The sequence below is a fragment of the Gordonia phosphorivorans genome (genome assembly GCF_042432625.1).
Classification (GTDB): Bacteria; Actinomycetota; Actinomycetes; order Mycobacteriales; family Mycobacteriaceae; genus Gordonia; species Gordonia phosphorivorans.
The window spans coordinates 47,440-61,676 of record NZ_JBHLWV010000027.1 but is presented as its reverse complement, the minus strand read 5'-3'; the positions used below and the strand labels follow the sequence as shown (position 1 = coordinate 61,676).

The 14,237-nt window shown below is 69.9% G+C and carries 12 protein-coding genes; 6 read left to right on the top strand and 6 right to left on the bottom strand.

The annotated features are described in order from the left end of the window. Window positions 1-5 precede the first annotated feature (5 nt). Both ACFFJD_RS14635 and ACFFJD_RS14630 read left to right on the top strand, forming a co-directional pair. Entirely contained in the window at window positions 6-1,097 is a 1,092-nt protein-coding gene (locus ACFFJD_RS14635) for an aminotransferase class V-fold PLP-dependent enzyme (protein ID WP_382365435.1), read from the top strand. Window positions 1,098-1,161: 64 nt separating this feature from the next. Continuing rightward, entirely contained in the window at window positions 1,162-1,530 is a 369-nt protein-coding gene (locus ACFFJD_RS14630) for a hypothetical protein (protein WP_382365433.1), read from the top strand. 120 nt (window positions 1,531-1,650) lie between these two features. Here the strand turns inward: ACFFJD_RS14630 and ACFFJD_RS14625 are convergent, their stop codons facing one another. After that, entirely contained in the window at window positions 1,651-2,949 is a 1,299-nt protein-coding gene (locus ACFFJD_RS14625; protein WP_382365431.1) for an MFS transporter, read from the bottom strand. Between the two features lie 73 nt (window positions 2,950-3,022). On the opposite strand from ACFFJD_RS14625, the gene ACFFJD_RS14620 reads away from it, so the two are divergent. Continuing rightward, on the top strand, window positions 3,023-3,610 hold the full coding sequence (locus tag ACFFJD_RS14620) for a YqgE/AlgH family protein (protein ID WP_382365429.1): 588 nt from the start codon (window positions 3,023-3,025) through the stop codon (window positions 3,608-3,610). Window positions 3,611-3,632: 22 nt separating this feature from the next. Continuing rightward, window positions 3,633-4,295, top strand: a complete 663-nt coding sequence (locus ACFFJD_RS14615) for a DedA family protein (protein WP_382365427.1) — start codon at window positions 3,633-3,635, stop codon at window positions 4,293-4,295. On the opposite strand, the gene ACFFJD_RS14610 is transcribed toward ACFFJD_RS14615, so the two are convergent. Genes ACFFJD_RS14610 through ACFFJD_RS14600 form a run of 3 tightly spaced genes read right to left on the bottom strand, consistent with a single transcriptional unit; the run spans window position 4,274 to window position 6,635 of the window. Further along, entirely contained in the window at window positions 4,274-5,086 is an 813-nt protein-coding gene (locus ACFFJD_RS14610; RefSeq protein WP_382365425.1) for an SDR family oxidoreductase, read from the bottom strand. The genes ACFFJD_RS14615 and ACFFJD_RS14610 overlap by 22 nt on opposite strands. Window positions 5,087-5,121: 35 nt before the next feature. Then, entirely contained in the window at window positions 5,122-6,111 is a 990-nt protein-coding gene (locus ACFFJD_RS14605) for a bile acid:sodium symporter family protein (protein ID WP_382365423.1), read from the bottom strand. Beyond that, a complete protein-coding gene (locus ACFFJD_RS14600; RefSeq protein ID WP_382365421.1) occupies window positions 6,111-6,635 on the bottom strand; it encodes an SdpI family protein in 525 nt (174 codons plus the stop codon). The genes ACFFJD_RS14605 and ACFFJD_RS14600 overlap by 1 nt, the downstream gene beginning before the upstream one ends. 62 nt (window positions 6,636-6,697) lie before the next feature. On the opposite strand from ACFFJD_RS14600, the gene leuS reads away from it, so the two are divergent. Continuing rightward, the gene (gene leuS / locus ACFFJD_RS14595) at window positions 6,698-9,544 is read left to right on the top strand and encodes a leucine--tRNA ligase (RefSeq protein WP_382365419.1); all 2,847 of its coding nucleotides are present in this window, start codon (window positions 6,698-6,700) and stop codon (window positions 9,542-9,544) included. 84 nt (window positions 9,545-9,628) lie between these two features. Here the strand turns inward: leuS and ACFFJD_RS14590 are convergent, their stop codons facing one another. Together ACFFJD_RS14590 and ACFFJD_RS14585 are read right to left on the bottom strand one after the other, a co-directional pair. Next, window positions 9,629-10,693 carry a DUF2804 family protein gene (locus ACFFJD_RS14590; protein ID WP_382365417.1) on the bottom strand — a complete coding sequence of 355 codons (1,065 nt, stop codon included), beginning with the start codon at window positions 10,691-10,693 and terminating at the stop codon, window positions 9,629-9,631. Between the two features lie 26 nt (window positions 10,694-10,719). Then, complete coding sequence (locus ACFFJD_RS14585) at window positions 10,720-12,918, bottom strand: FUSC family protein (RefSeq protein ID WP_382365415.1); 2,199 nt, start codon at window positions 12,916-12,918, stop codon at window positions 10,720-10,722. 75 nt (window positions 12,919-12,993) lie between these two features. On the opposite strand from ACFFJD_RS14585, the gene ACFFJD_RS14580 reads away from it, so the two are divergent. Then, window positions 12,994-14,181 (top strand): acyl-CoA dehydrogenase family protein, encoded by a 1,188-nt coding sequence (locus tag ACFFJD_RS14580; RefSeq protein WP_382365413.1) that lies wholly within the window; start codon window positions 12,994-12,996, stop codon window positions 14,179-14,181. Window positions 14,182-14,237: the final 56 nt, after the last annotated feature.

Sequence of the window (14,237 nt, the reverse complement as noted above, 5' to 3'; positions counted from 1 at the left end):
GAGGCATGTACTGCAGCGACCTGGGCGAACAGTGGCATACCGCACGAATTGAACCGTCGATCGATCACTTGGACGCGGCGTCGGCGGGTCGCGCGTCGCGCGCGAGTATCGACGCCATCACCGGGCATCTGTGGCGGGAGGCCGAACGCGGCGCCTACGTCGCGGCCGAGGAGCAGGCCGAGATGCTGGTGCGGGGTCGTCGGGACCTGGCCGCGCTGATCGGACATCGCCCCGAGGAGCTGTCGTTCCGGGACAGCGCCCGCGCCTGCCTGCGCGCGCTGCTCAACAACTGGAATCTCCCGCTGGCGGCGACCGTGTGGGTGGCGGTCAACGAGTTCGGCCCCAACCTCGACGAGTTCGAGCGTCGCGGCATCGCGGTGCGGACGATGCCGTCGGCCGACCGGTTCGGGCACGTCGACGTCGATGCCCTGGAGAACATGCTGCAGTTCGAGCAGCCAGACTTCCTTCACGTGTGCCAGATCGGTTCGGCCAGCGGGGTGGTGCAGCCGGTCGCGCAGATCGTGGAGGTGGCGCACCACGCCGGGGTGTCGGTGGTGGTCGACATGGCCCAGGCCGTCGGCCACATCCCCACGGTGACCGGCGCGGACATCGTCTACGGCACCTCGCGCAAGTGGCTGACCGGCCCGCGCGGCGTCGGCTTCCTGGCCGTCCGCAGCGACGCCCTGCGCCCGGTGCAGGTCGAATCGTCGGAGGCCTACGTCGCGGGCAGTCTGGGTCTGGGCCAGGCCGTGGCGGAAGTGAAGGAGATCGGTCAGCAGCGCGTCTACCGCGAGTTGGCACGGATCGGTCAGATCACCCGGGAACGGCTGGATGGCATCGGTTCCTGGGAGGTGCTGGAGCCGATCGACGAGCCGTCGGCGCTGGTGACGCTGGCCCCTCCCCCCGGTTGGCAGGCCAGCGACGTCGCGACGGCGCAGGTGGCGCTCCGGGAGACCGGCATTCTGGTCACGGCCGCCGAATCCTGGCGGGCCCCGCTGGCCGGCGAGCAGTCGTTGCTGCGCATCTCGCCGCACCTGGATGTGCGGCGCTCGCAGCTGGACGCCCTCGCCTCCGCGATCCGCACGATGGGGTACTAACCCGCGGGCGTGTCCCCTCCGGCGTGTCACGGAACCGGGGCGGGCCGCGGCGCGTCTAACCGGTATGGACGGCCTCGAGTACTTCTTCGGCACCGGCGACGGATCGCTGTCCACGTGGCACAGTCCGGCGGATCTGGATCTCGACCACGACGGCATCGGCGATGCGGTCGCCCTCGACTTCGACGGCGACGGCCTGCGCGACGACGCGATGTGGGACAGCGACGGTGACGGCGTGGCCGATCGTGCGGTGCTCGACCTGGACGACGACGGCACCGGCGAGGCGGTGTTCGCCGACGGCGGCGAGGGGCTGTGGGAGCTGCCCGCGCAGGTCGGTCGGCTCATCGTCGACGACGACGGCGACGGCGTTCCCGACACGGTCCTGGAGGACACCGACGGCGACGGCAACGCCGATCGCGCGACCCCGCTGCCCTGAGCCGCCCCGCTTCTCCCTCCCCCGTTCGCGTCGCTCAGCCGCATTCGCGCCGCTGCATCGCGTTCGCGGCAGTCGCGGTCGACGCGAACGTGTCCGGCCGGCGCGAACGAGCCGAGCGGGTCAGTGGGCGGGGTGGAGGTCGACCGGGGTTTCGATTCGGGTGGGCACGTGGCGCGGGTGGAGGAGCCCGACGCCGATCGCGCCGAAGAGGTAGAGGCCGGCGGCCAGGACCACCAGCTTCGGGTCGATGCCGTCGGCCGGAAGCGCGGTGGCGGCCAGGATCATGGCCAGCACGAAGGCGGTGTTGAACAGGCCGTCCTGCACGGCGAAGACCTGGCCCCGGTAGGTGTCGGCGATGTCGGCCTGCATCGCCAGATCGCCGCACAGCTTGATGGTCTGCCCCACCAGGCCCAGCAGGACGGCGCTGACGATCACGGTGACCCAGGTGATGTGGGTGAGCATCAGCTCGGCCACCACCGCCACGGCGAGCGAGGCCACAATGGTCCATCGCCGCCCGAGCCGATGCACGGCGACCGGCGTGGTGAAGGCGGCCAGCAGGGCGCCGACCGCGACCCCCGCACCGATCAGGGCGAGGGCTCCCACGTCGTGGCCGCGGATGGGACCCAGATCCATCGACCGCACGATGAGCAGGAGCATCAGGGTGTTGATGCCGAACACGAACCGGTGCACACCGATGGCCGACAGCACCACGGCCACGGTCCGCGTGGTCGCGGCCGCGCGCAGGCCGTGCCCCAGCCCGTGGGCCATCGCGTAGACGGCACTGCGTCCGGCGTCGTCGGGGACGTCGGGCCCGAGGAAGCGGTGGGAGAAACCCGCGGCCAGGGCCGCGGAGATCAGCACGATCCCGGCGCCGGCCAGCAGGGTGGCCGCCGATCCGGCGTTGTCGGCGCCGAAGATGGCCCGCAGGCCCACCGAGACCAGGGTGCCCGCGGCCAGCAGGCCGGCACCCAGGGTGGTGAAGAAGGCGTTCATCTCGATCAACACGTCGCGGGATGCCACATGGGGCAGCGAGGCGGAGAGTCCGGCGGCGACGAACCGGCTGCAGCCGGTCACCAGGAGCGCGGAGATCAGCACCACCGCATCGGGCGCACTGGTGGCCATCACCACCGCCACCAGGGCGACGGCGACGGCCCGCAGCACATTGACCCAGACGAGAACCCGACGCCGGTCCCAGTGATCCAGCAGCGCGCCGGCGAACGGTCCGATCAGCGAATACGGCAGCAAGAGCACCGCGAAGCCCAGCGCGACGGCCATCGGGTCGGTGTGCCGATCCGGGTTGAACAGGATCGAGAAGGCCAATGCGGCCTGGAACGCCCCGTCGCTGAGCTGGCTGGTCAGCCGGACCAGCAGCAGTCGCCACAGTCCGGGTGAATGCCCAAGCGATCGGAGGAAGCCCACTGATCGAGCCTACCGATCTCGGGGTCGCACCGACGGCGGAGACGACGTGCGGCGGCTGTGCCATGATTGACGGGTGACTGCCGACGACTTCCGTGACCCGGCGCAGGTCGGACCGGGTTCGGTATTGATCGCGTCGACGTCCCTGACCGGTCCCACTTTTGCGCGGACGGTGATCTATGTCATCGAGCACGACGAGCACGGCACGCTCGGCGTGGTGCTCAATCGCATGAGCCAGGCCGCGGTCTACAACGTCCTCCCCGACTGGTCGGAACTGGCGGCCTCGCCGCGTGCGGTGTTCATCGGCGGACCGGTGCAGGCCGAGTCCGCGGTGTGCCTGGCCGTGGTCAAGACCGGAATCGACTTGGCCACCCAGCCGAAGCTGCACCAGGTGCGCGGCCCGGTCTGCATGGTCGATCTCGACGCCGACCCCGACGACCTGCAACCGGTGCTGACCGGCCTGCGGATCTTCGCCGGTTACGCCGGCTGGGATGCGGGCCAGTTGGACGACGAGCTCGCCGAAGGCAGTTGGTGGATCGCACCCGGCCTGCCGTCGGATCTGCTGGCACCGGCCGACGTCGACGTCTGGCAGGCGGTGCTGCGGCGTCAGGACTGGCCACTGCCCCTGTTGGCCACGTACCCGGCGGATCCGCTGACCAACTGATATGCACGAAATTTCCGAATGGTTGACCTCTGTCGTCGACATGGCTCCCCCGTGGGCGGTCTACCTCGTCGTCCTCTGCGTGGTGTACCTGGAGACCTCGGTCCTGATCCTCGGGCTGATCCTGCCCAGTGAAGCGGTGCTGATCGCCGCGGGCGTCGCCGCCGCGATCGGCCAGCCCAACATCTACATCGTGATCGCCTGCGCGTGTTTGGCCGCGTTGTGCGGCGACATGACCGGCTATGCCCTGGGCCATTTCTCCGGGCCGCGGATCCAGCATTCGTGGGCCGGCCGCAAGTTCGGCGACGCGCAATGGGAACGCGCCGAGGAACGGGTGCGCAACAACAGTTACGTCACGGTGCCGGTGGGTCGCTGGATCGGTTACGTGCGCACCCTGGTGCCCATCGCGGCCGGGATGTCCGAGGTTCCCGCGCACCGCTACGCATTGGCCACGTTCCTCGGCGGCACCACCTGGGCCACCACCGTGCTGCTGCTGTCCTACCTGCTCGGCGCCACCGCCGGCGTGCAGTTGATGGGCGTGATGGTGATCGGGCTGATCGGCACAGCGGCGGTGCTGGTCCTGGTGCGCTGGCTGGTGCACCGCATCAAGCTGCGCCGTGCCGCCTCCCCCCGGCGCCTCGTAGATCTCGGGGGGCCTCGACGGCGTCAGCCGAACATCCGCTTCTGATAGTCGGCGCGGGAGGCACCCGCGGTGGTCAGCTGGTTCGGCACCGCGCGGCGCAGGAACGCATCGCGCAGCCGCTGCGGCAGCAGACCGGTGATCGCCACCAACGGGCCGATGTAACCGGGCACGGTGGTCACGAACCGCGGCGCGACGATCACGTCGAGGACGGTGGCCGCGATCTTCTCGGGCGTGAGCAGCGCCGCGGCACCGGTCGCGGTTCCCGAGGCCAGTTCGGTGTCGACCACGCCGGGCAGGATCGCCGAGATCTGCACGCCGCTCCCGCGCAGCTCCTCCCGGACACCGGTCAGATAGCCGAGGACGGCGTGTTTGGTCGCGGCGTACGTCGACTCCCCCGGCGGCGACAGCTTCGCGGCGGCGGACGCGATGGTGACGATGTGGCCGCGGCCGCGAGCGGCCATGCGCGGGGCGGTCAGACGGACGCCGCGGATCACGCCGAGGACGTTGACGTCGAACATGGCGGCCGTGGCGGTCTCCGGTTCGGCGTCGAACGGTCCCACCCACATCACGCCGGCGTTGTTCACCAGCACGTCGACGGGGCCCAGATCGGTATCGACGGCGTCGAGGAACTCCCGGAACGACGCCTCGTCGGTCACGTTCAACGGGTAGCCGCGCACGCCCAGCTCGTCGGCGGCGCGTTCGGTGCGCTCGCGGTCCAGGTCGCCGATGGCGACGCGTGCCCCGGCGGCGTGTGCGGCGGCGGCGATCTCCCGCCCGATCCCGGCGGCGCCGCCGGTCACCGCGACGACACGGCCGTTCAACTGGTGCTGTCCCATCGTCACAGCCTGGCACAGGCCCCGTCGGTTGCGAGTCAGGCGGCGGGTACCGGTTCGGCCTGGCGCCCGTAGCGGGTGGCGAGCCAGGAGCACAGGATCAACTGCACCTGGTGGAAGATCATCAGCGGCAGCACGATCAGACCCACCGACGAGCCCGCGAACAGCACCGTGGCCATCGGCAGGCCGGTGGCCAGGGACTTCTTGGTGCCGCAGAACTGGATCGCGATGGTGTCCGCGCGGGAGAAGCCCAGGCGTTTGGGCAGCCAGCCGGACAGCAGCAGCATGACGATCACCAGCACCGTCGCGATGATCGTCATGAGCACCACCTGCCAGGCGCTCACCAGCGACCAGAGACCTTCGCGGACGCCCTCGCTGAAGGCCACGTAGACCACCAGCACGATGGAACCGCGGTCGACGTATTTGGTGGGCTCGGCGTAGCGCGCGAGCCACGGCGCCACCCACGGCCGCAGCAGCTGGCCCACGATGAACGGGAGCAGGATCTCCAACATCAGCTTGGTGATGGAGGCGCCGGAGAACTGCACGCCGGAGTCGGTGCTCATCAGCCACACCACCAGCAGTGGCGTCAGGAACACGCCGAGCAGGTTGGACACCGAGGCGCTCACGATGGCGCCGGGCACGTTGCCGCGGGCGATCGAGGTGAACGCGATCGACGACTGCACCGTCGACGGCACCAGCGTGAGGTACAGCATGCCCATCGACAGGTCGTCGCCGATCAGGTGCTTGAGCAGCGGTGCGAGCACCACGCCGATGATCGGGAACAGGACGAACGTGAAGCCGAGAATGGTCAGGTGCAGGCGCCAGTGCGTCAGGCCCTCCAGCGCCTCCTTGGGATGCAGCCGGGTGCCGTAGAGGAAGAACAGCAGCGCGATCGCGGCGATGACGACGTAGTCGAGCACGTCGGCGAAGGCGCCGGTGGCCGGGAGGAACGCGGCGACGACCACCGCGAGCATGATCGAGAGTACGAAGCCGTCCAGCGGTGACTTCGACAGGATCTTGCCGAGCATCAGGGAGCGCTACTGCTGCCCGCCTGCGACTCCGGCAGGCACATGCCGCTCAGCGCGCAGGATCCGCAACTGGACTGACCGCAGTCGGCGGCCGCTGCGGCCGCACCCTCGTCGTCGAGGCCGGTCTCGTCGGTCTCGGCGGCGGGCGAGCAGCATCCGCTGCTGCAGCCGCCGGACTCGACCGGCTCGGCGACGGCTTCGGCGGCGCGCACGGCCACTCCGCTGACCACCGAGATCGCGAGCAGACCCAGGATCAGTCCGCCGAGCGCGTAGAGGAAGCCCCACGAGTTGACCAGCGCCAGCGCTCCACCGAGGGCGGCGGCGACAGCGCCGCCGAGGAAACCGGGGGCCGCGACGCGGTGTGCCAGGATCCAGGCCTGCTCCGAACGGATGGTCTCCGGGGTGCGCACGCCGACCCAGCGATTGCCGGGGAACTTCTGCAGCAATCCGGCTACGCCGACGACGGCCCACAACGCGGCGAGCGCGAAAGCAAGGACGGCGACGATCAGCGAGGCGGCATACACGCCATCAACTGTACGACCGAGGCGCTGTGCGGGCGACATCGGTGAGGATTTACCCTGGTCGGGTGAGCATCGCCGACAGCACCCCGGGACATCGTTACACCGCACAGACGGCCGGTGACATCGAATCCCGCTGGCAGGAGTACTGGACCACCGAGCAGACCTTCGCGGCCCCGAACCCGGTGGGGCCGCTCGCCGGCGACTTCGCCGGCTTCTCCGGGCCCGACCCGCAGGCGCCGGACAAGTTGTTCGTGCAGGACATGTTCCCCTACCCCTCCGGCGCGGGGCTGCACGTCGGGCATCCGCTCGGCTTCATCGCCTCCGACGTCTACGCGCGCTTCGCGCGGATGACCGGGCGCAATGTGCTGCACACGATGGGCTTCGACTCGTTCGGTCTGCCGGCCGAGCAGTACGCGGTGCAGACCGGCACGCACCCGCGGACCACCACCGAGGCCAACATCGAGCGCTACCTGCAGCAGATCCGGCGCCTGGGCCTGGGTCACGACGAGCGCCGCCGGGTGGCCACCACCGACGTCGACTTCTACCGCTGGACGCAGTGGATCTTCCTGCAGATCTACAACTCCTGGTTCGACGTCGAGCAGGCCAAGGCCCGCCCCATGTCCGAGCTGATCGCCGAATTCGATTCCGGCACAAGGGCTCTCGACGACGGCCGGGTCTGGTCGGAGCTGGCCGAGGCCGATCGCCGCGAGGTGCTGGACTCGTACCGCCTGGTGTACCTGAGCAATTCGCTGGTCAACTGGTGCCCGGGCCTGGGCACCGTCCTGGCCAACGAAGAGGTCACCGCGGATGGTCGCAGCGAGCGCGGCAACTTCCCGGTGTTCCGCAAGAACCTGCGCCAGTGGATGATGCGGATCACCGCGTACTCGGACCGGCTGCTCGACGACCTGGAGCTGCTGGACTGGCCGGAGAAGGTCAAGTCCATGCAGCGCAACTGGATCGGCCGATCGCACGGCGCCCGGGTGCAGTTCCCGGTGCCCGGCGAAGCGTCGATCGAGGTCTTCACCACGCGCCCGGACACCCTGTTCGGCGCCAGCTACATGGTGCTCGCCCCGGAACACGACCTCGTCGACCGGCTGGTGCTCGACGCGTGGCCGGAGGGCACCGATGCGCGCTGGACCGCCGGTGCCGCCGATCCGCGGGCGGCGGTGGCCGCCTACCGCGCATCGATCGCGGCCAAGAGCGATCTGGAGCGCCAGGAGAACAAGGAGAAGACCGGTGTCTTCACCGGCAGCTACGCCACCAACCCGGTCAACGGCGAGCAGCTCCCGGTGTTCATCGCCGACTACGTCCTGATCGGCTACGGCACCGGCGCCATCATGGCGGTGCCCGGTCACGACGAGCGCGACTACGAGTTCGCGACCGCCTTCGGCCTGCCCATCCGCGAGGTGATCGGCAGCGACGTCGGCATCGCCGAGGCCGCGTTCACCGGCGACGGACCGCTGGTCAACTCGGGTTTCCTGGACGGCATGGCGGTCGAGGAGGCCAAGGCCGCGATCGTGGAACGGCTGGAGTCCGAGGGCGCCGGCCAGGGCACCGTGCAGTTCAAGCTGCGCGACTGGCTGTTCGCCCGCCAGCGGTACTGGGGCGAGCCCTTCCCCATCGTCTACGGCGACGACGGCGCGCCGGTGGCCCTGCCCGAGTCGATGCTGCCGGTGGAACTGCCCGAGGTGGCCGACTACGCGCCGGTCTCCTTCGACCCCGACGACGCCGAGAGCCGTCCGTCTCCCCCGCTGGCCAAGGCCACCGAATGGGTCACCGTCGACCTCGACCTGGGCGACGGTCTGAAGACCTACTCGCGGGACACCAACGTGATGCCGCAGTGGGCCGGCAGCTCGTGGTACCAGCTGCGGTACATCGACCCGACCAACCAGGAAACGTTGTGCGCCAAGGAGAACGAGGCGTACTGGATGGGTCCGCGACCCGAGCTGCACGGGGCGAACGATCCGGGCGGACTGGACCTGTACATCGGCGGCGTCGAGCACGCGGTGCTGCACCTGCTGTACTCGCGTTTCTGGCACAAGGTCCTGTTCGACCTCGGCTTCGTGACCAGCCGGGAGCCGTACCGTCGGCTCTACAACCAGGGCATGATCCAGGCCTACGCCTACACGGACGCGCGCGGTGTCTACGTGCCCGCCGAGGAGGTCGTCGAGCGCGACGGCACGTTCTTCTACGGCGACGAGGAAGTGACCCAGGAATACGGAAAGATGGGCAAGTCGCTCAAGAATTCCGTGGCGCCCGACGACATCTGCCGCGACTACGGCGCGGACACCCTGCGGGTGTACGAGATGTCGATGGGTCCGTTGGACCAGTCCCGGCCGTGGGCCACCAAGGACGTGGTCGGTGCCCAGCGGTTCCTGCAGCGCGTGTGGCGCCTGGTGGTGGACGAGGAGTCCGGGTCGGTGCGTGTCCAGGACACGCCGGCCGGTGACGAGACGCTGCGCGTGATGCACAAGACGATCGGCGGTGTGCGGGCCGACCTGGCCGCGCTGCGGATGAACACCGCGGGCGCCAAGCTGATCGAGTTCACCAATCACCTGACCAAGAGCTACCCGGACGGGGCGCCGCGCGAGGCCGTGGAGGGGTTGATCCTCATGCTCGCTCCGCTGGCCCCGCACTTGGCCGAGGAAATGTGGAATCGCTTGGGCCACAACACTTCTCTGGCTTACGGCCCCTTCCCGGAGGTCGACGAGGCGTACCTCGTCGAGGACACCGTGGAGGTGCCGGTGCAGGTGAAGGGCAAGGTTCGCAGCCGCATTCAGGTGGCCGCCGACGCCGACGAAGCCACCGTGGTGGCGGCGGCGCTCGCGGACGAGAAGATCGCTGCCCTGCTGGACGGTGAGCCCCGGAAGGTGATCTACGTGCCCGGCCGGATGGTCAACATCGTTCCGTAGAACCTGCTGGAACCCCGCGGGCCCGAACGGTCCGCGGGGGGCTCTGCAGATTCGGGGCTCTGGGGGTTTCGGGGTGTCCGGGGGTCAGACGGTGATGCGCTTCTGCTCGCCGACGCCGAACATCCCGTCGACGTTCAGGCGGGCGCCCTCGGCCTCGATGGCGCCCTCGTACCAGCCGTAGGGCGCGTAGTACTCGGCGAGTGCCTTGGCCGGGCCGACGTGCATCGTCGACCGCACGGTCGGGGTGAAGGTGACGTCGACGGCGCCGGAGGCATCCCGGATCAGCCACTTGCCCCACGGGCCCTGCGGCCGTTCGACGGTCACCGGCGGCAGCCGATGCAACCGGTTGCCGATCCAGATCGCGTTCTCGTTGAACTGGGCGGGATCGAGGACCTGGTTGTGGGTCAGATTGAAGCCCTCCACCTGCCCGGAGGCGGTGCGGCGGGCCGCGGTCACCCAGTCGTATCGGAGCGGCCGCGGGTAGTCACCGTGGTGGTCGTCGAGGATCGCGAACCCCCGGTCCTCGGCGAAACCGACGTGGTCGCCGCCGATCACCAGGTTGCCGGTCATCGGCATCATGACCTTGTGCGAGTACAGCGCGCGGTCGGCGCTGAACGGGTGGACCACCACGAGGTGGGCGGCCTCCTCGGGTCCGCAGCGACCGGTCACGTGCAGGCCCATCGACGGCCGGTGCCGGTCGCCGGGGTGGTGCGCGTCCACCGCGAGGCGGCCGCGCTCGAGATGATTGACCACCTCCACGCGGAAGTCGGCCACCCGACCGCGCGAGGACGAGCGCAGCAGGCCGCGCGCCACCGACAGCGTCGGCGGCGGCATCTTGGTCTCCCAGCGGGTGATCGTCGCCGAGTGCTTGTGCACGGCGAGCACCTGGATCAAGCCCACCGCCTTGGCGTTGTAGACCGCCCCCAGCACGAACCAGTCGTCGTCGCCGAGTTGGAAGGCCTCCCACTCCTTGAGCCGCAGGTTGCGGCCGGCCGTGCGCAGCCCGGAGAAACGTCGGCGACCGGCACCGACGTCGAGCGGGTTGATGGTCGGAATGGGGCCGTCGTAGGTGCCGAACTGGTAGTCGCCGTCCACCACGAGGGCGGGCGGCGGCGCGACGGGCAGCGGGGGATACACGGGAATGGACATCGGATACGAACCTAGCCGGTCGTCGCTCAGGAGTGTGCGCGTACCTCGACCGAGCGCAGCAACGCCCAGTTCAAGTGGGACATCGTCAGCGAGATGTCCAGCTGGTCGAGCCGGGTTCTCGGGGGCAGCCGGGCGAACCGATCGGCGATCGTCGTCTCCAGCGTGCTGCCGGGCGAGGGGCTGCCGTGCACCAGCGCGGCCCGGGCCCGTGCCGATGACTGCAGCAGGTGGTCGACGGAGTCGGTCAGGGCGGCGTCCAGTTCGCTCGGGTGCGGCGTGCGGGGCGCGGTGGTGGAGACGACGGTCAAGCGGGCGAGCTGGTTGGCGAGCTGTGTGGTGACCAGCAGCAGGTGGCCCAGATCGGCGGCGAGGGTGCGCTTGCCGGTGACGAAACCCACCGACATGCCGCTCGCGAAGTCGCGCAGCTCCACGTGAGCGGTGTCGAGGCGGCGGACGCCGGCGAGGACCGGCTCGGCGAGGCCGGGCCGGGTCGCGGCCGTGCGGACCTGCCGCAGCAGGTCGTCCAGGGCGTCGAAGTAGACGTCCATCTGGTGCAGCAGTGCGGGCCGGGAGCTGGTGGAGAAGACCAGGTAGGCGCAGGCCACACCGATCACGGCGCCGACCGCGGTCTCGGCCAGACGCAGCTCGAGAAGCTCGTGGTCGAGGATGCCCAGCAGGCCGAACATGGCGGCCAGCAGCACCGTGATGAAGAACGACTGCCACACGTAGTTGAGCGGTCCGAAGTACAGCATGCAGAAGACGCTGGCCACGCACATCACGATCAGCGCGGGCGGGCTGCCGGCGAGCAGGAAGGCGAGGGCGAACCCGACGGCCAGGCCGGCGAGGGTGCCGACCACGCGGCGCCAGGCCTTGGTCAGGATGCCGCTGCGCGTGGTGGTGCCGGCGAAGATCATGAACGAGGTCACGACGGCCCAGTACCAGCGATCGGCGGAGATCAGCTCGCCGACCACGGTCGACAGCGCCGCGGCCACCATCACCTGCACGGCCATCCGCGTGGTGGGCCGCCAACCCCGCCACGGACGCCACCGCGAGTGCGCGGTCGGGGGAGTCGGCGCGGGGGGAGCCGGTGCCGTCGGTGGTGTCGGGGGTGTCGTGGTTTTCGGGGCTGTCAGGGTTTTCGGGGACGTCGGCTGCGTCCGAGGACCCCGCGCGCGCTCCTCCCGCGGCCGCGTCAGGTCGACGGCGCGCAGCCGCGCGTGCGCCACGACGGCCCGGTTGGTGATCACCACCGCCAGTTCGTCGGGGCTGTCCGCGTCGGTGAGCTGCAGGTGGGCGTGTGCCCGTGCGGCGGCGGCGTCCCGCTCGACGGTGGTCGCGCCGGGGGCCAGCACGGCCCGCAGGTCGGCCACGGCGTCGGCCAGCAGACCGCCCGCCGCCGGATCCCGGGCGGAGCGATCGAGCGCGACGAGTTCCAGGCAGGTGTGTTCCAGGCCGATCCGGGCATCCAGGACCGCGGCGGCGAACTCGGTGGGGTCGGCGTCGATCACCCGCGCGGTGGCGAACTGCGACTGCCAGCGGTCGATCGCGCGGCTCACGTCGTCGATGCGCGCGAGTTGGTTGCGCCGCAGCCCGGTGGCCTGCAGCCCGGTGGCCTGCACCTCGGGCTCGGCCGCCAGGGTGTACTCCAGGGCGTAGCTGCCCGCACCGCGGAACTCGCCCAGCAGGGCGACGATCTGGCGGCGCGGTACCGCCCGCAGCAGCACGAGTCGGATCAGCAGCACGGAGCCGACCGCACACACCGCGACCAACCAGAACTGGAACAGGTGTGCCAGCGAGGGTCGCAGGAAGACCGCGAAGAACAGGCCGAAGAAGGCCATCATCCCCAGGGCGTTGGCGCGCGGGCCGAAGCGGCGCAGCCAGGTGGCGCCGCCGGCCACCGCGATGAACACGCCGATCTCCACCGGGCGCCAACGATCCAGCAGTGCGCCCAGGCTCAGGGTGGCGAGCAGGGGCACCGTCAGCAGCGCCGTGGTGATCAGGCGCGCGCGCCGGGTGGAGTCCTTGACCACCATGCCCGCGTACAGGGCCAGGAAGGGACCCATCGCCAGGAGGGCGTGATCCTCGTGTCCGACGTGCACCAGGGACCAGGCGACGAGACCGGTGACGGCCACCGCGAGGGCGATGGCGGCGGCCTCGATGAGGCGTGTGCGCGCCGGATCGGTCGCCACGAGCCGTCGACGCCAGAGCGAGAGACCAGAATGCACGAACCCCAGTGTGGCCCAATGCCCGGAAGGAGAGATCCTTGGCAAGTACCTTACCGGGTAGTAAGGTAACCGGTCATGGCGATCAATCTGGAGCTCCCCGAGAAGCTGAACTCGACCATCGAGCGCGCGCACCTGGCGGCCGAGCACATCTTCCGGCCGATCAGCCGCAAGTACGACCTGGCCGAACACGAGTACCCCGTCGAACTCGACGAGCTGGGGAAGCTGGCCAAGCAGTCGCGCGGGCAGGAGCGGTCCGGCGACGCGGCCGCCTCCGACGAGGGGACCGTCAACGGCGCCAATCTGCGGTCGGTGCTCAACGCGCGGGAACTGAGCTGGGGCGATGTGGGCCTGATGCTGTCCATCCCCGGCCAGGGCCTCGGCAACGCGGCCATCGCCGCCGTCGCGAACGAGGAACAGCTCGAACGCTTCGCCGACGTCTGGGCCGCCATGGCCATCACCGAACCCGGTTTCGGCAGCGACTCGGCCGCGGTCACCACCGCGGCGGTGCTCGACGGTGACGAGTACGTGATCAACGGCGAGAAGATCTTCGTGACCGCGGGTTCGCGCGCGGACCACGTCGTGGTGTGGGCCACGCTGGACAAGAGCCTGGGCCGCGCGGCGATCAAGAGTTTCGTGGTGCCGCTGGATGCCGCGGGCGTCGCGGTGGTCCGCCTGGAGCACAAGCTCGGCATCAAGTCCTCGGACACCGCCGTGGTCCGCTTCGAGGACGTGCGCGTACCGGCGGGCAACCTGCTGGGCAGCCCCGAGATCGACGTGAAAAAGGGCTTCGGCGGCGTGATGCAGACCTTCGACAACACGCGCCCGATGGTGGCCGCGATGGCGGTCGGCGTCGGACGGGCCGCGTTGGAGGAGATGCGTCGGATGCTCAGCGAAGCCGGCCACGAGGTGGACTACGACAAGCCGGCCGCGGCGCAGCACGTGGCCGTCGCCGAGTTCATCCGCCTCGAGTCGGACTGGGAGGCCTCGTGGCTGTTGACGCTGCGCGCCGCCTGGATGGCCGACAACAAGGAGCCCAACTCGCTGGAGGCTTCGATGAGCAAGGCCAAGGCCGGTCGCACGGTGACCGACGTGACCAACAAGGCGGTCGAGATCGGCGGCACCGGGGCGTACGCGGAGAGCGAGCTGCTGGAGAAGTGGGCGCGCGACTCCAAGATCCTGGACATCTTCGAGGGCACCCAGCAGATTCAGCAGCTGATCATCGCGCGCCGTATCCTCGGCCGGTCCAGCGCTGATCTGAAGTGACCCGCCTGACATAGCCCGCGAGTCGGGCGTCGCCGGGGTTGTCACAGGGCGGTGCT

Excerpts from the sequence above, each read along its gene's own strand:
- ACFFJD_RS14610 (WP_382365425.1), bottom strand. The coding sequence starts at position 5,086 with ATGGGACAGCACCAGTTGAACGGCCGTGTCGTCGCGGTGACCGGCGGC.
- ACFFJD_RS14635 (WP_382365435.1), top strand. The coding sequence starts at position 6 with ATGTACTGCAGCGACCTGGGCGAACAGTGGCATACCGCACGAATTGAA.
- ACFFJD_RS14630 (WP_382365433.1), top strand. The coding sequence starts at position 1,162 with ATGGACGGCCTCGAGTACTTCTTCGGCACCGGCGACGGATCGCTGTCC.
- ACFFJD_RS14580 (WP_382365413.1), top strand. The coding sequence starts at position 12,994 with ATGGCGATCAATCTGGAGCTCCCCGAGAAGCTGAACTCGACCATCGAG.
- ACFFJD_RS14605 (WP_382365423.1), bottom strand. The coding sequence starts at position 6,111 with ATGCTCGGCAAGATCCTGTCGAAGTCACCGCTGGACGGCTTCGTACTC.
- ACFFJD_RS14590 (WP_382365417.1), bottom strand. The coding sequence starts at position 10,693 with ATGTCCATTCCCGTGTATCCCCCGCTGCCCGTCGCGCCGCCGCCCGCC.